Origin of the sequence: Rossellomorea sp. DA94 (assembly GCF_029834455.1) — a bacterium.
In the GTDB taxonomy this organism is placed as follows: Bacteria; Bacillota; Bacilli; order Bacillales; family Bacillaceae_B; genus Rossellomorea; species Rossellomorea vietnamensis.
Genome location: NZ_CP122397.1, coordinates 248,829 through 270,771, shown reverse-complemented (window position 1 = coordinate 270,771; position 21,943 = coordinate 248,829). Strand labels below are relative to the sequence as shown.

Below are 21,943 nucleotides of genomic sequence, written 5' to 3'. Positions count from 1 at the left end.
TTATAATACGTCCCTATTCATTTACCCTATTTCTGATAAAAATAAACACATTACGAATTTCTTTTTATGATGATCAAGGTAAAATCGTCCCTAAGCTCAAAATGCTGCAGCTTCTCAAGTTGCTTATACACATTATTGATGATCTCCTGGGTGGGAAGGTGTGTATATTGGCTGATCAACTGAACCAGATCCTCCCTCTCGATGAAACCTTCTTCCGTGCGGCATTCTGTTACTCCATCGGAAAGGAGAATGATCATATCCCCCACTTCCACACGTCTTTCATATTGTCTGTACTTTGCTTTTTTATCGACACCTAATAGAAGGCCTTTTGCATCAAGGTCTTCATATTCATTGGTTGACGCTCTATAAAAAAAGCCGGGTTCGTGCCCAGCTGATGAGTATGAAAACAGATGCTTCACAGGATTATACACTCCGTAGAACATGGTAATGAACATACTGGCGTCCACGTTTTGTTCGACTACCCTGTTCAAGCTTTCCAAAACAGCATTCGGCTCATGGCGATACTCTGGTAAACTGTCCATCGCATATTTGATCATGGACATACAAAGTGCCGCTGGTATACCCTTCCCAATCACGTCCGCAATGGCCACACTGACGCTGTCATTTTCATCCTGAACAAAATGATAATAATCACCGTTCATCTTTTTTGCCGGTACACTCACCGCTCCGATATCCAACCCTTCGACTGACGGAATGACTGTACCAAGAAGGGTTTGCTGCATATTGGAAGCTACATCTATTTCATTATTCAATTCCTGCTGTTTCGTTCTCAAGCTTTGATGTTCACGATAGGCAAAACCATACCCTATCATGACTTCCAAGAGAATATCGAAAGAATGCAGCACCTGATGCGGTATGTTTGGTTCCATCTCCAGAATGACATTCTTGTGGAGACTGATGATTTCTTCCGGTGATACGTGATGCTCAATTGATTTGCGACTAAATTTCTGTCCCAAATAAAGAGCCTTCTCATCCTGGTCGTTTAAATAGTGCTCAATAATCTCTCTATATTTTGAATCCATCAATTCTCTGAAATTCATATAACTCCCCCTAGCGGAGCCACTTGGTCGCCCTTATATCTGTCCCTTCACCCGGTACAGATTCGACGTTAAATTCGTCCATTAAACGCTTAACTCCAGGCAAACCTGCTCCTAATCCGCCTGATGTGGAATATCCATCTTCCATTACTTTTCTGATATCGGCAATACCAGGGCCTTCATCTAAGGCGATGATGCGCACGCCCTTTTTTCCGGCGTCGAATAATTTTTCAATACAAATTTGACCATAGCCGGCATATAAATAAATATTCCTTGCTAATTCGCTGATAGCCGTAGTGATACGAGCCTGGTCAACTGTGCCGAATCCGAGCTCTTTCGCTACATTCCTCCCTAACTGGCGGGCAGCAACGATGTCCCATTCATTCGTGATCTTCACGCAGGATTGGCTATCCATACCTAGTCCCCCAGTTCCAATTGTAATTTCTCCAGACCTTTTTCCAGATCCAAAGCGGTCAGAACGTCCTCTAACCTGATTCCAAGCTCGATCAACGTTATCGCTACAGCAGGCTGAATGCCTGTGATGACAACTTTTGCTCCCATCAGCCTGGACATATTGATCACATCCCCAAGCACTTTAGCGATGAACGAGTCTATAAAATCAATGGAAGTAATATCGATCACTACTCCCCTCGCACTTGTTTCGTGAATCTTCTGGAGAAGATCCTCTTGAAATTGAAGGGCTGTCTGATCATCCAGCTCCCACTGAATGGAAATCAACAAACAATCATGCAGCTTTAAAATTGGTATTCTCACTCTAATCCCTCCGCCGAAACTATTTTTCGATTTGTCATTTCAAGAGCTTTTTCTATTCCTTTTCGTAACGTACTGTTTGTGCTGAACTGATTAAGATCAATTCCCAAATTAACGATCGTCTGGGCAATCTCCGGCCTGATTCCCACCAGCATACACTTCGCCCCTACTAAACGTACGGCTTCAGCAGCCTGGATGATATGGTGGGCGACCATCGTATCGACCACCGGAACACCGGTAATATCAATCAGGACGACTTCCGCCCTGTGCTTTACCACACCGTTCAAAAGGTTTTCCATTATCAAACGGGCACGTTCAGTATCGATGGTGCCGACAAGCGGCATAATGGAAATCTTTTCAAACACCGGTATAAGTGGTGCAGATAATTCCTGTAATGCTATCTTTTGAAGAGAAACCGTTCTTTCCCATGATTCTGTGTAAGCTTTAACCACTTTGTTGTACATTGGAGTAAGCCACTGATCGAACTTCTCAACCTGTGAAGCGTGATTTTCTTCTGTGATCAGCCGATCCTCCGTCATGCCTTCGTATACCACTTTACCAAATGTCCCTAAAGCGGTTGTTACAAATGTTAATGGCCACCCTAATCTAACAACCTTTTCAGCGAAATCCTCAAGGCGGCTGTTGAATTCTTTCGAATCTCTCAAATTAGCGGCAATCATTTCAACAAACTCATGGCTTGTCTTGGTGAACACCTGATCTGAAACGACTTGAAGAAACTTCTCATCCGCTTCATTTCTCATGCGGTCCATCCAAGTACTAGTGATTTCTGATTTATTGTCCTGAATATAAGCCGTGACTTCACTAAACATTTTGTTCTCTCCATTCTATCATATGAAATTTAACCCTAGTATTTAGACCGATTGATGTAACCCAATCTTAAAGTAGTTTACAACAAAGAACGAAAATGACTTAATTACTTTAATACTAACAAATAAATATGGAAAAGAAAAAGCCTATGCCTTTTCGGGTATTTTCATTGCTTTCTTTTCCCATTATAAATTGTTTACCTGGTTTTGTCATAAAATTGTCTATATTTCCATTATCCAGATTCTTCTTTCAAGGCAGAATCAGGCTTTATTGGGTATGAAACCAAAAAAAGCAAAACAAAAAGGCTCGATGATCAAGCATTTGTTGATCAGCAAGCCTTCTGGTTTGCAGTTAAACTGTCTCTATTATATATGTGATAATGGATTCACACGAAGGACGGATATGAGTTAAAACTGGATCAGACCCACACTGATTTGCAGGGCGTCGTCCACTTTCTCCATCATCTCGTCATCCAAGTGTGTGATCTTATCGGTAAGACGTTGTTTATCAATCGTTCGAATCTGTTCAAGCAAGATAACGGAATCACGTTCAAAGCCATAACGTTTTGCATCAATTTCAACATGAGTAGGCAGTTTTGCTTTTTGAATTTGTGCGGTAATGGCAGCTACAATAATTGTGGGACTAAACCTGTTCCCTATATCGTTTTGAATAACAAGTACCGGCCGAACTCCGCCTTGTTCTGAACCTACAACAGGAGAAAGGTCTGCAAAATATACGTCACCACGCTTTACAATCAAAGGATTAACCTCCGCTTACTAAGCGTTCGACTGTATGTTCTGCCTCATATTCTGCTTGAATCGCTTCTGAAGCGATCGCGAGATTAATCTTCGCCATTTCCATATAGCCGCGTCTCATAGATTCACGTAATTGTCTCTTCTTACGCTCTCGTAAATACATTTTGGTTGCACGATAAATAAACTCATTGCGATTCACATTTTCTTGATCTGCAAAGCCGTCCAATTCTGTAACGAGCTGTTGCGGTAGACGAATTAAGATTTCTGTTGTTGCGCTGGATTCAGACACAAACTACACCTCCACCAATCACTACATACCGTTTCTGTTCATTAACATACTTATCATACCATCAAATACAGGGAATGAAAAGTTAATTTATCAATCTCTTCTATTATCCACCAGTTAAAATACTAATTATTCATCAAACGGGGAGTTATTTTCCTGTTGACTGTGCACCCCTGCCGGTAAGAGCTTATTCGACACTTCCGTCGCTTCTCCATTTCTTATATAAATGCGCGGTACTCTGGTCGAGATGATGCAAGGGATCTCATAGTTGATGGTATCAAGCTTTCGGGCGATTTCATCCATCGTTATGGCAGCTTCATCCTGCTTGCCGATCAACGTGACGCGGGTACCGATCGGCCGGGATTCAGGTAGCCGGATCATACATTGATCCATACATATCCTTCCAACAATTGGAACTCTTTCCCCATCCACTAAAACGTCCTGACCCTGTAATTTCCGCAGCCATCCATCTGCATATCCAATCGGAATCGTCCCGATCCATTCTGATTCGGAAGCTTCATACGTAGCTCCGTAACTGACCTTCTCACCAGCTGCAAGTTCTTTGGTATGAATGAGTCGGGAATGTAGCGAAAAGACTTCCTTCAATGGAAATGGCAGTTCAGGTTTCATCTCGATCGATGGTGTAAGACCATACATGGCAATTCCCACTCTTACAGAATTAAAAAGGGTATTCTTTTTCCTTAAAGTAGCAGCACTATTGGAAGAATGGATATAGGCTGGAAGCGATTCCAGTTGTTGTAGCATATATTCGAAGCGCCTCAACTGTTCTTCAAGATAGTCATCATTCAGTTCATCCGCCGTAGCAAAATGGGTAAAGATCCCCTGAAGCTCGAACTGTGGGTGAGAATGAATATATCCCTCGATCCCCTTTAATTCTTCCGAGGTTCGAACGCCTATCCTCCCCATACCTGTATCACATTTGATGTGAAGGCTTAGATGATCTTCTTTCGACAGCTGTCTTTCAGCTTCCACGAGCCATTCCTTATGGAAGACCGTTAAGGAAATGTCCAACTGTGAAGCAATCTTCACATCTTTGGGGCGCGTAGCCCCCAAAACAAGGATCGGAGCGGTGATGCCTCCCCTTCTCAAAGAGATCGCTTCATCCAGGAAGGCCACGGCCAACCCATGCGCCCCTGCAGCGAGTGCAGTGAGAGCTGTTTGAACATCCCCGTGCCCATAAGCATTCGCCTTTACAACGGCAAATACATTCACGTCATCCGGGATATGACCTTTAATATTTTTTACATTTTCATATAAATGATCCAAATTGATTTCAGCCCATGTATCTCGAAAAAATTGCGTCTGGGTTTCCACTCTGTTCACTTCCTCATATCGTTACACAAAACATTGTCATTCTATTCAAGAATACCATGGATTATTCATATTATCATTTATTGTGGTGAATAGATGTTGGGTTTTTCAGCAGAATGAAAGTTGAACTTGGGGTTTGATGGGGAGTATTGGAGGGGGTTATGGTTGGAGTAGAGACTTTACTCTCTATCCCTTGATCGAAAAGAGGCGGACCCGATAGGCCCGCCCCGATCATATACATCATTTCACCATTGAACCTTGCACGGATTGTGCCACCATCACCATTTCCGAAGGGGTGAGGTCATTTGATGCGAGCATATAATCCACACCATTATTCGTCCATCGGATGGTTTGATCCGTCATGGCCGCTACGGTGAAGCCAAGGTCCACCAATTCCCCCTTAAGAGATGTAGAAACGGTCATCGTAGGGACGACAGTCGTCTTCTCTTGAACGATCGTAAAGGATTTTTCACCGTCATAGGTTAAAATGACGCGCTTTCCTGTATCCGTCGCCACTTCTTTTTCTTCTATCAATTCCGTACCGGTGATTTCAGACATCGGGTAAAGAACGGTGAATTCCGTATCTTCCACTGCCGCTGTCACTGGAACCTCAAGCTGGGCGCCGGTCATATTTTTCTTCATATCGAAATCTTTTTTGTCAAACGCGGCTTTCATGTCCATCTTAGAAAATTCCACTTTTACAAGCGGGTTTTGATCTGAATCCATCACATTGACAGATGCAGGCGTCAGGTCTTTTTTGTTGAAAGCAATCTCCTGTGTAGGGAGCATCTGACTGTTCTGGTAACGTGTTTTCGTTGTGAAGACATAGTGACTCTTCGTTTCTTTGAAGGTCGCATCTTTGTCTTCTAACACATCCTTGACAAGTGATTCATACAAGTATGCCTGACTGCTGTTTTCTGGCCAGTTGCTTTGGAATCGGAAGCTTTTATTCAGAGCCGGTGTCAGGACGAACACTCCCTCATCATTACGCAGGATCATTTGGCTTTGATCTTTCGTAGCATTCTTAAGGGCTACACGATAATAATTAGGGTCATTATGCCATACTTCCACATCATAGGTTTGGGGTTCTTCTCCCACCTGCAGGGTCATTTTCGCATCTGCTTTGTACCCCTTCATATCTTCTACTTTTGCCTTAAGGTCCTTGGTTACATCGTCTTTCGATTTCTCTCCACAGGCAGCGAGTGCAAGCACCGCCAACATGGCCATCACTAGTATCACTAGCTTTTTCTTCATTTTTTCAACCCCTTTTGTCCCAGGATAAACGTAATTGAGAGAGGGGAAGGCCACTTGTCAAAGAATGGACGATCCTTGAAAGAATGCCCGGTTCCATTCGCCAACGAACCGCGATTGTTAAACAACTGGCCTTGTCTCTCCTATTGCACTACTGAATATATGAGACAACCTGAGGGATTATGCTAGTGAAGATGACAAGCTTTAAATTTAATTACTCTTGTATGACGACCTGGGCCGCCGCAAACTCCCTGCTGTGCGTGATGGATAAATGGGCATGCGTTTTCTCGGGCTTCGAAAAATAAGGCTTGCCGTTCCCATCCTTACTGATTTCAATATCCTGAAACGAAAGCATCGTCCCGATCCCGGTTCCATTCGCTTTCGCGTACGCCTCTTTCGCTGCAAAACGACCGGCCACATATTCAATCCTGCGCCCTTCACTCAACGAAAAGAACGTATCCTCTTCCCTGTCCGTCAGGATCCTCTTCACGAACTTCGGCTGCCGTTCCAGTAATTCCCGTATGCGCCCGATCTCTACAATATCCAACCCTATTCCTTTAATCATATGCGTCTCCCCTTCTACTCTTGTCCTGTCCTGCATATTTTAATAATGAACTCCACTCGTGATTTTCATCTTTTTCTTATACTATAGTACTAACGGTTATTTTTTGAGTACCAAGCCCATTTAGGAGGATACACTATGTTTGTACGAACGGAAAGTTTTTCTCAATTTCTACGATACTATCCTATTATTTCCTTGATCGTCCTGATTCATATCGCCCTATTTGCGGTCAGTGCCCTTCCCATCTTCCCTCAATTGTGGGTGTACGAACAACTCGCTGGTGTGAATGTATTCATAAAAGAAGGCGAATGGTGGAGACTGATCACTCCGATCTTCGTTCATATGGGTTTTGCCCATCTATTATTCAACTCGTTTTCTCTCGTCTTATTCGGACCACCACTTGAGAAACACCTTGGAAAGGCAAAGTTCCTTGCCCTTTACCTAGCAAGCGGTGTGTTTGCCAATATCATCACTTATCTAATCAAGCCTCTTACCTATAGCCACGTCGGTGCTTCAGGGGCCATCTTCGGGTTATTCGGCTTTTATATTGCCATGATCGTGGTGAAAAATCATTTCATCACCAGGGAAAGCCGGCAGATCATCCTTCCTATCGTGATCATCGGGGTCGTAATGACCTTCATGCAATCAGGCATCAACATTACTGCCCATATCTTTGGGTTGATTGCAGGCTTCGTCATCGGATTGATTTCTGGAAGGAAATAAGAATAAGCAAGAAGCGGCCGGAATGAACAGGCCGCTTCTTTGTTTATATACTATGGGAAAACCAGGAGACGATCCTTTTCAGATCTTCTTTCTTAAGGTCCCTCACCTGACTCGCATAACCGGTTGCCCCTGATTTCACCGTAGTCGTGAGACTCCCCAATTCTTTCCTTTCCTGAAACCAGCTCTCTTTCGTATCAAGGGACTGAATCCGATTTTTCTTCATATACATCGTATTCTTCAATACCCCTCTATATTGTAAAGATAACTGCCCCCCATCGATTCTGAATCCGCCTGCGCGGTATTGATAGTATCCGAGCACTCCAAAAGGCAGGATCAAGAGCGCTGCCCAAAGACCATACGGCCAAAAGAAGTAGCAGGCGGCAGCAACAGGGACCAATACCCAGACCGTTTGCCTGAATACATATCTCCTCATGGCACTTACCGGCAGCCCTTTAAAATCATCTTGGATGATATATTCTGGAAACAATCCATTTAACAACTCCGGTACTTGTTCCTTTTTAATAATCGGGAATAACTTAATACTCGTACTGTCTTTCTCTAAAACAGATCCACCGGCATTTTCAATGTGCACGGTACAATACCCAATCAGCTGCCTGATCGGGTTCTCCACTATCCGGATCCCCTGCACCCGGTTTAACGGGACCGTCACCTGCTTCTTTTCAAGCAGCCCTCTTGTCATAACAATATGTTCATCCACTATTCTGATCTTAAAATCACCATAAATGATAAATGTCCAGACAATCGATAGGAACCAGGCAAGAACCAGCCCTAAAAATGCCGTCAATGCGACGATGAACACGCCACTTTTTATAAACACGGCCACTTCTTCATATACAGCCTTATAGGGAATGAGTTCATTGAATTGCGATAAAAATAACGCAACCCCTGAAATAATGACCCCTACTCCTCCCGAGGTCGCCGCAAGAACCCAGATGTCTTTTTGGCCTAGGGTGAAAAAAGGTTCATCTTCATGAATGGCAGCCTGCTCCAGAGAAGAATCCTCCGTCACGCTCTCACCCTTCTTCTCCCGATAAATCATCTGTTCTAAATCCAGTGCTTCCTCCTTAGAAATCGCGGTCAGTTCCGCTTCCGACTCCCTGGAACTTGAAGATCCCGCTGTTTCGACCTTCACCTTTACAAGCCCAAAAGGACGGTGCAAAATACCTTCCGAGAAGTTCAGACTCTGGATCCGTTCAATCGGGATATACCGCTTCTTTTTCACAAATAGCCCATACTCTATCCTCAGTTCACCACTTTCAAGCCGGTAAGTAAAACGAAGCCACTTAATGATTCCGAAAACAAGAACGATGACAAGGACTATCGCCATGGATAGAAGCGGCATATAATCCCAAAATCCATTCTTCTCCCCCCGATTGTTTATGACAAACAAAAATACGAACGGAACAATCAAATCTTTCAGTTGTTTAACAAAACTCGCCACAGCGGATATTGGGTGAAGCCTTTTATGTTCAGACATCATCTTCCGCCACCCTCGCCAGCTGCGAAATCGAATTCCTCAGTTCATCCGCTTCTTCCATGTCCAAAGCAGGGATCTCGTGGACGTTTGCTGCAGTGGAGATGGTAATCGTCGACAGCCCGTATCTTTTTAGAATCGGCCCCTGTACCGTATCAACATGCTGAACTCTCACCATCGGAACCAGCGTACGTTTCACAATCAGGATTCCCCTCTGCAGTTCAATCTCCTGTTCCCTCACTTCATACCGCCACCTTTTCCACTTGATGGTCGGAAGTAAAAACACGAACAAATATGTAAAAAGGATCACTACACCTACAGCTATTGCGGTCACCCAATTGGACCAATCAAATATATTCGTTAACACAATGGCGCCGACTGCCAAGGCAGCCACGATCAACGATTCCAGCACTCCATATATCTTCCATACTTTCAAAGCCATTGGAGATATTCTCTTTTGCGGTTCCCCTATCATTCAAATCCCCCTCTCTCTTTTACTAAATCTTACAGTAAATATACGTTTCGGAACAGAGATGGTTTCAGATTGTGGGGAGAATTAAATTTCATAACATCTACTTCACTATAAAGGAACTTTTATCGACCCATTCAATTCCTTCCTTTCCTTGCAGATCTTCCACCAGTCTGAACAGTGCATCATCCTTTTTCTTGGCTTCGATCATACAATTGATTTCATCGACTGAGCCTTTCATTCCGTGTAAGAAGTCAAGGAACATCCCGGGCTCGATGAAATCCGCATGGGCCTTGTACTCTTCCCGGGACCGGGGGCTGGATATATGCATCTTCACCGGCAAAGGCGATTGGCTCCACGTCCCAACCACTCTATCCCAATCCAGCAGCCAGTCCCTTTCGTTATTGGCCAGATGGTGATGATAATCAAACACAAGAGGAATGCCGAGTTTCTCACACAAATAAAGGGCATCCGCCGCGCTGAACACCGTATCATCGTTCTCAAGGATGATCATCCGCTGAAGAGAGACCGGAGTCAGCCCCCAATTATGAATAAATTGCTCAAGCGCCTTTTCCTTATCCTCATACGCTCCACCCACATGAAGAACACAGCGGTGGGTCGGATTGATCCCCATCCCCTTTAACAAAGCTTCGTGCATCTTCAACGTCTTCAGCGTATTTTTCAACACATCCACATCACTGGAATTCAGCAGAACAAAGTGATCAGGATGAAAGCCCACCCTCATGGGATGAAGCTTCAAGTATTCTTCAATCTCCTGGAGTTCTTCCTGTAACGGAGAGATAAAATCCCATCCCTTCAATTCAGGATGATTCGCAAGAGGGATCAGTTTCGAACTGAACCTGAAGAAGTGGATTTCATTCAGGACATTATGCTTTAAAAGCCTGAGGCAGTTTTGTAAATTCGACCGGGCAATCCGTTCTAATTTATGGATTGCTGCCTCTCGATCCTTTATGCCCGCGAATTGCTTATAGGTCATCGTTTGGGAGGGGGATGCATTTTGAAGGTTCATGCTCATGGCCACATAGCCGAGTTTTACGAGTGTCATGGATGTTGGACTCCTTTTTGGGTTAGTATGTGCGCTCTCTGGGGGAATTATCTTGCGGGTTTTGAATAGATGACGGATTTCGTTTCTCCTTGGGTTTTATATTGAAGGGAATCTTTGCGTCATTTCAGATGGTAATTGAGGATTTTAACATAAATTGGAATACAAGACTCCCTCAAAACCCAACACAACAAAAAAACACGACAACCCCTAAAGGTCATCGTGTCCTATTGATCTAATCAAGAATTGTTATAAGATTTACGTTTGCTTGAAGATTGTGGTCTGCCGCCGCCAGAACGGTTGCGGTCTCCGCCACGGCTTCCGCCTCCGCGATTTCCACCGCCGCTGCGTGAAGATCCACCGCGACTTCCGCTGCGTGCTCCACCTTTGTATCCACCACGGTTACCGCCGCCACGATTTCCACCTCTTGATGGTAGTGGACGTTCTTCCGTAATCTCTACAGGAGTCGTATCAGGCTCTTTCGTCAATACACGGATCGCTGCCGCTACTGCTTGAACAGGATCGTGATCGCCTAGGAATTCTTCTGCTAATGGATAGTAATCTTTAAGATCGCTTTCCTTCGCAGCTTCAACCAGCTTCTCTAAAGCCAGGCGTTGTTGACCTTCAAGAGCTTCGTTTAAGCTAGGTGGCTTAAGGGCCGTCATTTTCTTCTTCGTTGTTTGTTCAACAATTTTCAGGTAACCCATTTCTCTTGGTGTAACAAAAGTGATGGACATACCCTTCTTACCTGCACGACCTGTACGTCCGATACGGTGAACGTAGCTTTCAGGATCTTGAGGAATGTCAAAGTTGTAAACATGCGTTACGCCTGAGATATCTAATCCACGGGCAGCAACGTCTGTTGCGATCAGGATATCGATGCGGCCTTCTTTGAATTTCTTAAGAACTGTCATACGACGAGCTTGAGAAAGATCTCCGTGAATACCTTCAGCCAGGTAGCCGCGGATGCTTAGAGCACGTGCTAATTCGTCAACTCTGCGTTTTGTACGACCGAATACGATCGCAAGCTCAGGTGATTGCACGTCGATTAAACGGGAAAGTGTATCGAATTTTTCTTTTTCGCTTACTTTCGTGAAGTACTGTTCAATGTTTGAAACCGTTACTTCTTTTGATTTAACCTTGATGACTTCCGGCTCTGACATGAAACGATTGGCAATGCGGCGGATTGGATCCGGCATTGTGGCAGAGAATAGAAGTGTTTGTCTTGTGCTTGGAACTGTCTCAAGGATGCTTTCGATATCCTCGATGAAGCCCATGTTCAACATTTCGTCTGCTTCGTCAAGTACAAGTGTCTCAACGTTTTCAAGGTTAAGTGTTTTACGTTTGATATGGTCAAGAAGACGGCCTGGTGTACCGACGATGATATGAGGGTTCTTTTTCATCGCACGGATTTGACGCTGGATGTCTTGGCCTCCATATACGGATAGTACACGGGCACGCTTGTCAGCACCGATACGGTATAACTCTTCAGAAACCTGAATGGCAAGTTCACGGGTTGGTGCAATGATCAATGCTTGAACTTTAGGGTTCTTTACATCGATTTTCTCGATCATTGGAATACCGAACGCTGTCGTTTTCCCTGTTCCTGTTTGTGCCTGACCGATGATATCCTTACCTTCTAAACCGACTGGAATCGTACTCGCCTGAATTGGTGTTGCTTCTTCAAAGCCCATACGTTTAATTGATTTCAACGTAGATGCGCTTAAGTTTAAATCTGCAAACTTAGTCAATGTTACATTCTCCTTTAATTTACATCTTTTATAACTAATCAATATCTGATTATATTTTTAGGTCGGAACGAAATCTTACCCACCGAAAGACTTCGGTATCTAATCTAAAACCGTCTATATGAGATGTTTAGTTTTATGTTTGGTACAAAAAAATACACTCTTCAAAATAGAAGAGCTAGCACGTCCAACAAATTAAGAACTATGTTGTAGTTATGTTACCACTTCTAGAAACGAATTTCAATCTAATGTCAAATAGTCAATCTATTCAATTTGAAGGAATTGGTAGATCTTATCAAAAAGTTCGTGCTTATCTTGGCTATGACATATCAAGTGTTTGGCTTCAGGGGAATAAAATAGGTTTTTCTTCTTTGAGGAAATAGTCTCATATATATATTTCGCAGCTTTAGGGGGGACTATTCCATCATTCTTTCCTTGGGCGATAAAGGTTGGGATGCTTACCTCCCGAAGGAGCGGACGAGCAATACGGACGACTTTCCTGAATTCGTATGTGGACAGGATCGGGGTTTGGGTCACTTTGAATTTGTACCGTTTGTACAGCTCGTTTTCCAGTATATTTCCCTGCATTCCTTCTTTAATTAAATTTCCAATATCTTTCAGTAATTGCTTGGCATTGATATAGTAGGCCGCCGCACTTAACAGGACGAGCTTATCTACATCGTATTTGACCGAAAGATACGAGGCAATCAATCCGCCCATTGAAAATCCGATTACGTACACTTCGTCACATGTGTCCAACAGGACTTTCAGCTCGGACTCAGCATGTTCGATCCATTCTATATGCTTAATCCCTTTCAGTTCGAGGGTTTCCCCATGACCAGGAAGAGTCGGCACGACGATTTTCCAATCGGTTCGATCTTGGAGGAATTCAGCCAGGGGTTCTACTTCAAACGGACTCCCTGTGAAACCATGGATTAATAAACAACCGATCATGTTATCCCTTCTTACTTATTAAAAGGTAGGGAGCGAGCCACTCTCCCAGCTTAAGCTCATTTTGCTCATTTCAAAGAAGGTTTAAACTTATCCCTTTAATCCTTCAATGATTTCTTCCAGTTTCATTCCTCTGGAAGCCTTAAATAGGATCAATTCATCCCCTTTGATTAAGGAAGACAGTTCCTGAGCCAGACTCTCTTTATCCATATAAGAGTGCACGCGCTCTTCAGGGAAATTCTCCAGGGCACCTTTTGCGATGAACGTTCCAAGCCGTCCAAACGTGAACACTTGCTGGATCTTTTCCTGATCGATCAAGTGTCCGATCTCTTGATGAAATTCTTCTTCTTGATCTCCAAGTTCGAGCATATCACCAAGGACGAGGATTTTTGTGCGGAATCCTTCGAGCTCTGACACCAGTCCGATGGCCGCTTTCATGGAAGTGGGGCTCGCATTATAGGCATCGTTGATGATGCTTTCGCCTTTCTTCCCTTCCACCATTTCCATCCTCATCTGGGTCAGCTTCAATGATTGCAAGCCTTCTTTCATTTCTTCCACGGTGAGTCCGAAATGACGGGCGATCAGGATCCCGGCAAGGGCGTTATGGATGTTATGCTGTCCCAATACAGGCAGGAAGAACGTTTCGCCTTCAGCGACAGAAGTCTCAAAATAACTTCCTTGATTGTTCATTTCGATCTTTGTCGGGTAAATATTATTGGATTCACTTCTTCCGAAGGTCTCCATATTCTTGAGGCCAATTCCCTTTACGCCCTCCTGCAGAAGCGGTTCGTCTCCGTAGTATGCAAACAGCCCGTCAGGTTTAAGCCCTTTGACAATTTCGAGCTTAGCCTTGGCGATGCCTTCACGGGAACCAAGATCCTGAAGATGGGATTCCCCGATGTTCGTGATGATGGCAGCATCCGGCTGAGAAATTTCAGATAGGAGTTCGATCTCTCCAAATCCGCTCATCCCCATTTCAAGCACAGCCACTTCCGAGTCCTGGGGCAGGGAAAGGATCGTTAACGGCAGACCGATATGGTTATTATAATTCCCCTGTGTTTTATGCACACGGTATTTTACAGATAATAGATTGGCGACAATATCCTTGGTCGTTGTTTTCCCATTGCTTCCAGTAATCCCGACTACCTTTAAGTCAAGCTCGTGACGGTATTGGTTTGCCAAAGACTGAAGGGCAAGCAGCGGATCTTCCACCACGATGACCGGAATATCTTCCGGGGGATTAGGGACATTGATATCCCATAAGGCAGCGGATGCTCCATTGTCGATCGCCTGACGGACGAACTCGTGACCGTCGACGTTTTCTCCTTTAAAAGGAACAAATAGGTTGCCACTCCCGATTTTTCTCGTATCGATGGAAACGCCTTTTACAATCACCGGATCAAATGCAGAAGGGTCATTTTTCACATCAAGCATGGTACATATCTCTCTAATCGTCTTTTCGAACATTCGTTTTCTCCTTTTACTCATTTTTCATCAAAATAGACCAGGGACTGCCTCTAGATGTGGTCAGTCCCAAGTTGTTTACATCGTATGTTTAATCGTTTGTTTGTCTTGATAGCGTTCCAAACCAAGCTCCACGAGTTTCCCGATCAGGGTAGGATAATCGACTCCAGTGTGTTTCCAGAGAAGCGGGAACATGCTGTACGGTGTGAAACCTGGCATCGTGTTCACTTCGTTCATGTAAATCTGACCGTCTTCCGTCAAGAAGAAGTCTGCACGCACAAGTCCTGAACAATCCAGGGCTTTGTATGACTGAATCGCAATTTCCTTCATTTCATTGTAGATGCTTCCTTCTACTTCTGCAGGAATGATGAGGGCTGTATCCCCATCTTCATATTTGGCTTTATAATCGTAGAAATCTTTCTTAGGTACGATCTCTCCTGCCACGGAGCATTCCGGCTGATCGTTGCCAAGTACGCCAAGCTCGATTTCCCGGGCCTTCACGCCTTCTTCAATGATGATCTTACGGTCGAATTGGAACGCTTCTCTGAAGGCAGCCGCTAATTCCTCACGGGACGTACACTTGCTGATCCCTACAGATGAACCTAAGTTGGCAGGTTTCACGAAGCATGGGTAACCAATCTCTTCTTCCACCTGTTTATAGGCAGATTCCGGGTTCCCCTTCCACGTGCTGCGGATGAACCACGTGTAGTTGACTTGAGGAATGCCAGCCTGAGCAAATAGATTCTTCATGATGACTTTATCCATTCCGGCAGATGAAGCAAGGACACCGTTTCCTACGTATGGAAGATTCAACAGCTCAAGCATGCCTTGAACCGTTCCATCTTCACCATTCGGTCCGTGAAGCAATGGGAAGATCATGTCATATCCTTCAGACTCAGAAGGAGCGATGGACGTACTCAACGCATTAGGAGCAATTTCTTCCCCTTCTTTAAATTGCAATGCTTTCACATCTTCAACAGGGGCATTCAATTGTGGCCCTTTTATCCAATTACCTTCCGTCGAAATAAAAATAGGGTGGATTTCATATTTATTTAAGTCCAGGGCACCGATTACGGCCTTGGCTGTTTGCAGGGAAACATTATGTTCAGCGGATTTACCGCCGTACAGTAAGCACAACTTCGTTTTCATGTATTTCGTTACCTCCAATATTCACAATAGATGTTTCTATTTTATCACTTTCACCGGAAAGGGAAAGAATGATTCCTTTGGAAAATAAAAATTACCACATTTGTCTTGATTCAAATGGCATTCGGATTACGGCCCATTATATATGTATGCAAACGAAAACCAGTCCGGCGACAGTTCTTTCAATTATTATTCTGAATACACTTAAGATTTCGCCTATTTAAAAAGCTATTAAATTATCACTCTATTAGGTGTATAATCCTCGTATTAAAAACATTTGTACTTTCAAGGAGGACACCCAGATGAGAAAGCTCGGTTTACTGCCTAAGATCCTTTTAGGTATCGCGTTAGGTATTATCATTGGAGCATATGCACCAGAATGGTTTGTGAAAATCTTCGCTACATTCAATGGACTATTCGGTAATTTCCTCGGATTTGCAATTCCATTGATTATCATCGGCTTTATCGCTCCGGGGATTGGCTCCATGGGTAAAGGTGCAGGGAAACTTCTCGGATTGACCACTGCCCTTGCGTATGGTTCCACCGTGCTAGCCGGTTTACTCGCCTTTACGGTTGCGAAGTCTATTTACCCATCTTTACTCGCCAATCAAACGTCCCAATCATTTGAAAATCCAGAAGAAGCTCTTCTCAAAGGGTTCTTCACAGTGGACATGCCTCCAATCATGGGCGTGATGTCGGCACTCCTCATCGCGTTCACCATTGGACTGGGAATGGCCGCCATTAAAGGGGATACCCTTCAAAAAGGGATGGATGAATTCAGGAACATCGTGGAACTTGTCATTGAAAAGATCATCATTCCACTTTTACCGATTCATATCCTTGGGATCTTTGCCAATATGACACAAGGCGGACAGGTGAGTGCCATCATGTCTGTATTTGCAAAAGTTTTTGTCATGATCATTCTATTACATCTTGTCTTTTTAGTTGTTCAATATACAGCCGCCGGTACACTGAGAAAGCAGAACCCGCTTTCCATGATGAAGGGGATGCTCCCCGCTTATTTCACGGCACTCGGAACACAATCATCGGCGTCAACGATTCCCGTCACCCTTGAACGTTCAAAAAAAATCGGTTCAAGAGAACGGATTGCAGACTTCTCTGTCCCGCTCCTTGCCACCATTCATTTATCAGGAAGCACCATCACACTCGTCAGCTGCGCCATGGCCGTCATGTTCATCCAGGGTGAAGCTCTGCAATTCACTCAGCTGTTCCCATTCATTTTGATGCTCGGCATCACGATGATTGCAGCACCTGGTGTTCCCGGTGGAGCCGTTATGGCAGCCCTTGGATTACTTGAAACGATGCTTGGATTCGGACCGACTATGACGTCTCTCATGATTGCCCTTTACCTTGCACAGGACAGCTTCGGAACTGCCTGCAACGTAACAGGCGACGGTGCCATCACATCCATCGTCGACAAACTGACCCAAAAGAAAAAAGCACGGGTCTCGTCCATTAAAGCAAGTTAACCAAACAGAGGTCCGTCCCTCACTTTAGAGGGACGGACCTCTGTTTTTTCTTACTATCTATTCTGATTATTCAAGGTATTTTCTGTATAATGGAAATAGTAACACAATAAAGGAGTGCTCATGAATTGAAATTAACTGGTCAGCGTGTAACACTTAGAAAAATAGAAGAGAGAGACCTTCCCCGTCTATGGGACTATATTTACGGCGACCCTTCCCCTGAGTGGAAAAAATGGGACGCCCCTTATTTTAAACATACGTACGTCCCCTTTGAAGAGTATATGGAATCATCCATCAGAAATAAAAGTCGCAGCGATGAGTTCCAACGGGTCATCGAGGTCGACGGTACCATCATCGGAACCGTCGGATACTATTGGGATTACGAGCCTACCAGATGGCTTGAAGCGGGAATCGTCATCTACGATCCTGCCTATTGGAACGGTGGATATGGAACCGAAGCCTTATCCCTATGGGTCGATCACCTCTTTACAACGAAGGAAATCGGGCGGGTCGGCATCACGACGTGGTCAGGGAATGAACGGATGATGAAGGCCGCAGAGAAAATCGGGATGCAGCTTGAAGGACGTATGAGAAAATGCCGGTACTACAACGGGGTTTATTATGACTCCATACGCATGGGTATGATCAGGGAAGAGTGGGAAGAGAAACGCTCTCTCTAAAAAGGAGTTCCACTATGAAAACAATCATCTTAGTCGGTGGCGGACACAGCCACCTTCATTGCTTAAAAAAGAGTCAACATCAGGGTGAAAACGTGAAATGGATCCTGATTTCCCCTTCCCGTTATCAATATTATTCCGGAATGTTCTCCGGATACACGGAGGGAATCTATTCATTGGAAGAAACCCGGATCGATTTAGAGAACTTATGTAAAACTGCCGGCTGTGACTTTGTCAAAAGCACCGTTCTCTCCATCGATCCCGATCAGCAGCATCTGTTAACAGACAAAGGGGAGATCTTCACCTACGACTTTGTTTCATTCGACATCGGCTCCCGAAATGATTCAACGGAGATCAAAGGATTACATAAACACAACCTGCCTATCAAGCCAAATTACCGATTTCCCGAGCAAATCCAGAAACTGCAGAAAAGCCGAAAAACCATTTTCATCGGTGGCGGTGCAGCAAGTATTGAAATGGCATTATCCCTGAAAGCATGGAAAAGGGACAAAGGGTGTGACAATCATGCTGTCATAGTCGCCCACTCCTCTCCACTGTTAGAAGAAGCCGGTATCTTTTCGTCTAAAAAAATGACGGCTATCGCCCTTACAAAAGGCATCGATCTGCATCAAGGGCGCGTGACGAAAGTGGAGGAGTCCCAACTGTATACAGATAAAGGGGAGATCCTCGATTATGAAGAGGTCATTTTCCTGGGAGGACCTAAAGCACCCCCTCTATTCGCGAGCAGTGTGCTTCCGACAGATGAACAAGGATATCTGCTCGTGAACAGCTATCTTCAATCAGTTGAATACCCAAACGTGTTCGGAACCGGTGATTGCGCTACCTTACAAGACTTTCCCGATGTGCCTAAAAACGGCGTAACAGCCGTCAGACAAGGGCCCGTCCTATGGGAAAACCTGAACGGCGCCGCAGCCAATGGAAAAATCATTCCCTTTGAGCCCCAGAAACGATATCTCGCTATCATGTCTGTCGGGGACAAGCGTGGCTTCCTTACCTACGGATCCTTTTCATTGGTCAGCGGATGGGCCTGGCGGTTGAAGGACTGGATTGATCAGCGGTTTATGGGAAAGTATGGGGAGTGAGGGTGAGGGTTAAGCAGCTAACCCCACAAAAAAAACACGACCACCTCCCAGCAGTCGCGCTGTAAACACCTTATCTAAACAATTCCACATACTTCTTACTAATCACAGGGAGTACCCCGTCGAACAGCTTCTCTCTCCAGTACAGGTCCGCTGTCTGCTGGACGGCTGCTGCGTGATTCGGGTAAGGATAGACCATGTTGGAAAGGGCACCGATCTTGCTTCCCTTTTCCATTGCGAACACGAGCGGCTGCATCCAGTCTCCAGCGCCGGCGCCGACTGCGTGGGCACCGAGGATCCTGCCTTTCGGGTCTGTGATGATTTTGACGAGACCCTCTGTCTTCTGATCTGCCACGAACCGGTCTACCTCGTCTAACGTTTTCTTATAGACCTTGTATTCTATTCCTTTTTCCACCGCTTCTTCCTCGGTCAAGCCGATATGGAAGATTTCCGGTGTCGTATAGGTTGTCCAGGGCAGCTTGTTATAGGAGACATTTCGTTTCAATCCGAATACGGCGTTCTGGACGACCAGCTTCCCTTCCATTCCGGCACCGTGAGTGAATGGATAACGGCCGTTCACATCTCCTATCGCGAAAATATGGGATTGATTCGTTCTTAGTTCGTCATTCACTTTGATGAACCCCTGATCGTCTGTCTCCACACCGGCAGCGGAAAGATTCAAGGAATCTGTACCCGGCTTGCGACCTGTCGCGAGGAATAAAAGGTCCCCCTCAACCGACTGCTCTTCTCTATCTTTCACGTAATGAACCACCTTCTGTCCATCCCGCTTCGACACACGTTTAATTTCAGCTCCAAAAACAAACTGTATATCCTTTTCCAATAACCCGGTGGCCATTTCCCGGATTTCTTTATCTTCTTTCACCAGGATTTCATCATGCTGTTCTAGCACTATGGCTTCTGAGCCTAAATGGGAGAATGCCTGTGCCAATTCCAGACCAATTGGACCTCCCCCGATGAAGACCACCCGGCGAGGGAGGTCATCCACTTCGAATACTGTTTCATTCGTATGGTATTCAACATCGCCAAGGCCATCGATATCGGGGACAAGTGGACTTGATCCTGTCGCCACAACCACCCTCTTCCCGGAGATCCGGTCCTCTTTCTCCACCAAAATGGTATGGGGATCCAGGAACTCGGCTGCTCCGAAATAAATATCGACCCCAAGCTCCAGGAAGCGTTCGGGATCATCGTGCTGTTGAATGTGTGAAATGGCTCCTTTGACTCGTTCTTTTACCTTCTTCATATCGACGGATCCTTTTGTTTCGAATCCGTAGTCCCCGGCTGAACGTATGGTCGCCACTTCTCTTGCCGATTGGATGAACGCCTTGGACGGGACACAGCCAAAGTGAAGGCAATCCCCTCCCAGAAGGCCGCTTTTTTCAACAAGTGCCACTTTTGCTCCCAGTGAGGCAGCCCCAGAGGCGACGGTCAATCCGCCTGCCCCTCCTCCTATGACAATTAAATCGTATTGTTCCATCTGAATCTCTCCTTATGAAAGTAGTCGTTTCGCTTCTAGAAATCGTTGGATTCCCGTATATAACTCCACTGCAAAAAACAGGAGGGTGGTCCACAAGACAATGGATGGAAATATCATCATGAGGCTGAACAGGATGAAACCTTCCGTTCTCTCAGCCAGTCCCGCTTGATAATAGAAGGACTTCATACCCTGCTTCTCTGATACAGCCCCCACGGTCAGGAAAATGGTCATGGAAATGATGATGGAGACACTGAGTAAGAGGAGGGCCCACATGATGTCAGGATGAAGGAAAGCAACCCCGAGGATGACACTGATTTCAACGATCCGATCAAACGTGACATCCATGACGGTGCCAAAGGGAGATGGCTTGGTCAATCGGGCCATGGTTCCATCCACCGCGTCCAGGAAGCCCGAAAGCCATAATAAAAGGACGGCCATGATCGGGAAACCCAGGTAATAGACCAGACCTGTCACAGACCCTATGACGAAGGCGGTGACCGTCACTTGATTGGCCGTTAATCCTTTGTTCAGGAACAGACGTGCCGTCCCCTCTATACTTGGCTGAACCCACTTGCGGGCATGCGTGTCTAACATGTACTTCCCATCCTTTACTTATCTTCTTTGCCAGATAATCCAAGCCATGCTTTCATCTTCTTTTTAAAAATGAGTGGTCCGATGATCATGGCCAGGAAAAACCCAATGGCAATATACAAATTCGTCCGGTCTTCTCCCACCAAGCTTGACCCTAAAAAGACATAGCCAAACGTTCCTGGCAAAATTCCGATGGCTGTGGCAAGAATGAATGGAAGGTATCTCACTTTCCCCATTCCAGCGAGGTAACTGATCAAATCAAAGTTCAAGAACGGGACCAGACGCAATACAAGGACATAGATGAAGCCGCTCTCCTCCATCTTTTCCCGTATTTTCACGATGCGGGGGGAAGGTCTCTTTAACAGTTTCGCCCCCAGGATGCTTGCTGCATAATAGGCAACCGTCGCACCCCCCAGTGCCCCCAGTACAATATAAAAGAAACCTTCCACCGCACCGAAAGCAAGGCCCGCAGAGAACGACAGGATGGAAGCAGGGAAAAGGATCAATGGGCGGACCGTATAAACGACAATAAATACAATCGGTGCCCAAATACCGAATGACACGATCCAATCCCTGATGTCATGGGGCTTTATATGAAAGAAATTTCGGCTAAGCCACATGAGGAACAGTAATATCGTGATGAATAGAAAGATCTTGCCGATTTCCTTCTTCTTCAATGTTCTTCCCT

23 protein-coding genes are annotated in these 21,943 nt (G+C 45.1%); 4 read left to right on the top strand and 19 right to left on the bottom strand.

The window, feature by feature from the left end; translation table 11 throughout:
- Nucleotides 1-50 precede the first annotated feature (50 nt).
- From P8596_RS01495 to acpS, 9 genes are all read right to left on the bottom strand, one after another.
- Nucleotides 51-1,061, bottom strand: a complete 1,011-nt coding sequence (locus P8596_RS01495) for a PP2C family protein-serine/threonine phosphatase (protein ID WP_224521610.1) — start codon at nt 1,059-1,061, stop codon at nt 51-53.
- A gap of 10 nt (nt 1,062-1,071) precedes the next feature.
- Nucleotides 1,072-1,473, bottom strand: coding sequence for an anti-sigma regulatory factor (locus tag P8596_RS01490; RefSeq protein ID WP_034763056.1), 402 nt, complete (start codon nt 1,471-1,473; stop codon nt 1,072-1,074).
- A gap of 2 nt (nt 1,474-1,475) precedes the next feature.
- Nucleotides 1,476-1,832 (bottom strand): STAS domain-containing protein, encoded by a 357-nt coding sequence (locus P8596_RS01485; RefSeq protein WP_034763058.1) that lies wholly within the window; start codon nt 1,830-1,832, stop codon nt 1,476-1,478.
- On the bottom strand, nt 1,829-2,659 hold the full coding sequence (locus P8596_RS01480; RefSeq protein WP_224521611.1) for an RsbT co-antagonist protein RsbRA: 831 nt from the start codon (nt 2,657-2,659) through the stop codon (nt 1,829-1,831). Before P8596_RS01480 ends, P8596_RS01485 begins: the two co-directional genes overlap by 4 nt.
- Before the next feature lie 405 nt (nt 2,660-3,064).
- A complete protein-coding gene (gene ndoA / locus P8596_RS01475; RefSeq protein WP_034763063.1) occupies nt 3,065-3,415 on the bottom strand; it encodes a type II toxin-antitoxin system endoribonuclease NdoA in 351 nt (116 codons plus the stop codon).
- A gap of 4 nt (nt 3,416-3,419) precedes the next feature.
- Nucleotides 3,420-3,701, bottom strand: coding sequence for a CopG family ribbon-helix-helix protein (locus P8596_RS01470; RefSeq protein WP_032085355.1), 282 nt, complete (start codon nt 3,699-3,701; stop codon nt 3,420-3,422).
- A gap of 126 nt (nt 3,702-3,827) precedes the next feature.
- Nucleotides 3,828-5,033 (bottom strand): alanine racemase, encoded by a 1,206-nt coding sequence (alr, locus tag P8596_RS01465; RefSeq protein WP_279725596.1) that lies wholly within the window; start codon nt 5,031-5,033, stop codon nt 3,828-3,830.
- A gap of 237 nt (nt 5,034-5,270) precedes the next feature.
- On the bottom strand, nt 5,271-6,284 hold the full coding sequence (locus P8596_RS01460) for a LolA family protein (RefSeq protein ID WP_279725594.1): 1,014 nt from the start codon (nt 6,282-6,284) through the stop codon (nt 5,271-5,273).
- Between the two features lie 211 nt (nt 6,285-6,495).
- On the bottom strand, nt 6,496-6,846 hold the full coding sequence (gene acpS / locus P8596_RS01455; protein ID WP_279725593.1) for a holo-ACP synthase: 351 nt from the start codon (nt 6,844-6,846) through the stop codon (nt 6,496-6,498).
- 135 nt (nt 6,847-6,981) lie between these two features.
- On the opposite strand from acpS, the gene P8596_RS01450 reads away from it, so the two are divergent.
- Complete coding sequence (locus tag P8596_RS01450; protein WP_279725591.1) at nt 6,982-7,566, top strand: rhomboid family intramembrane serine protease; 585 nt, start codon at nt 6,982-6,984, stop codon at nt 7,564-7,566.
- 43 nt (nt 7,567-7,609) lie between these two features.
- Here P8596_RS01450 and P8596_RS01445 read toward each other — a convergent pair whose 3' ends face one another.
- The 7 genes from P8596_RS01445 to P8596_RS01415 form a co-directional block, all read right to left on the bottom strand.
- Nucleotides 7,610-9,067 (bottom strand): PH domain-containing protein, encoded by a 1,458-nt coding sequence (locus tag P8596_RS01445; RefSeq protein ID WP_279725589.1) that lies wholly within the window; start codon nt 9,065-9,067, stop codon nt 7,610-7,612.
- On the bottom strand, nt 9,057-9,536 hold the full coding sequence (locus tag P8596_RS01440; RefSeq protein WP_279725587.1) for a PH domain-containing protein: 480 nt from the start codon (nt 9,534-9,536) through the stop codon (nt 9,057-9,059). Before P8596_RS01440 ends, P8596_RS01445 begins: the two co-directional genes overlap by 11 nt.
- Before the next feature lie 97 nt (nt 9,537-9,633).
- Nucleotides 9,634-10,596, bottom strand: a complete 963-nt coding sequence (gene uvsE, locus P8596_RS01435; protein WP_279725586.1) for a UV DNA damage repair endonuclease UvsE — start codon at nt 10,594-10,596, stop codon at nt 9,634-9,636.
- Between the two features lie 236 nt (nt 10,597-10,832).
- Complete coding sequence (gene cshA, locus P8596_RS01430) at nt 10,833-12,344, bottom strand: degradosome RNA helicase CshA (protein ID WP_034763086.1); 1,512 nt, start codon at nt 12,342-12,344, stop codon at nt 10,833-10,835.
- Between the two features lie 261 nt (nt 12,345-12,605).
- Nucleotides 12,606-13,295 carry an alpha/beta hydrolase gene (locus P8596_RS01425; RefSeq protein WP_279725585.1) on the bottom strand — a complete coding sequence of 230 codons (690 nt, stop codon included), beginning with the start codon at nt 13,293-13,295 and terminating at the stop codon, nt 12,606-12,608.
- A gap of 87 nt (nt 13,296-13,382) precedes the next feature.
- A complete protein-coding gene (locus P8596_RS01420; protein WP_254652789.1) occupies nt 13,383-14,759 on the bottom strand; it encodes a UDP-N-acetylmuramoyl-tripeptide--D-alanyl-D-alanine ligase in 1,377 nt (458 codons plus the stop codon).
- 75 nt (nt 14,760-14,834) lie between these two features.
- Nucleotides 14,835-15,905: a D-alanine--D-alanine ligase gene (locus P8596_RS01415; RefSeq protein ID WP_079532958.1), complete on the bottom strand. Its 1,071-nt coding sequence runs from the start codon at nt 15,903-15,905 to the stop codon at nt 14,835-14,837.
- 299 nt (nt 15,906-16,204) lie between these two features.
- Between P8596_RS01415 and P8596_RS01410 the strand changes: the two genes are divergently transcribed.
- From P8596_RS01410 to P8596_RS01400, 3 genes are all read left to right on the top strand, one after another.
- A complete protein-coding gene (locus tag P8596_RS01410) occupies nt 16,205-17,392 on the top strand; it encodes a dicarboxylate/amino acid:cation symporter (protein ID WP_279725584.1) in 1,188 nt (395 codons plus the stop codon).
- Nucleotides 17,393-17,517: 125 nt separating this feature from the next.
- Entirely contained in the window at nt 17,518-18,069 is a 552-nt protein-coding gene (locus tag P8596_RS01405; protein ID WP_224521618.1) for a GNAT family N-acetyltransferase, read from the top strand.
- A 14-nt stretch (nt 18,070-18,083) separates the two neighbouring features.
- The gene (locus P8596_RS01400; protein ID WP_279725583.1) at nt 18,084-19,169 is read left to right on the top strand and encodes an FAD-dependent oxidoreductase; all 1,086 of its coding nucleotides are present in this window, start codon (nt 18,084-18,086) and stop codon (nt 19,167-19,169) included.
- 70 nt (nt 19,170-19,239) lie between these two features.
- On the opposite strand, the gene P8596_RS01395 is transcribed toward P8596_RS01400, so the two are convergent.
- From P8596_RS01395 to P8596_RS01385, 3 genes are read right to left on the bottom strand one after another with little or no spacing between them, the layout of a single operon-like run.
- The gene (locus P8596_RS01395; RefSeq protein WP_279725582.1) at nt 19,240-20,664 is read right to left on the bottom strand and encodes a dihydrolipoyl dehydrogenase family protein; all 1,425 of its coding nucleotides are present in this window, start codon (nt 20,662-20,664) and stop codon (nt 19,240-19,242) included.
- 12 nt (nt 20,665-20,676) lie between these two features.
- Nucleotides 20,677-21,258, bottom strand: a complete 582-nt coding sequence (locus P8596_RS01390; protein WP_224521621.1) for a CDP-alcohol phosphatidyltransferase family protein — start codon at nt 21,256-21,258, stop codon at nt 20,677-20,679.
- Between the two features lie 14 nt (nt 21,259-21,272).
- Nucleotides 21,273-21,932 (bottom strand): TVP38/TMEM64 family protein, encoded by a 660-nt coding sequence (locus P8596_RS01385; protein WP_279725580.1) that lies wholly within the window; start codon nt 21,930-21,932, stop codon nt 21,273-21,275.
- Nucleotides 21,933-21,943: the final 11 nt, after the last annotated feature.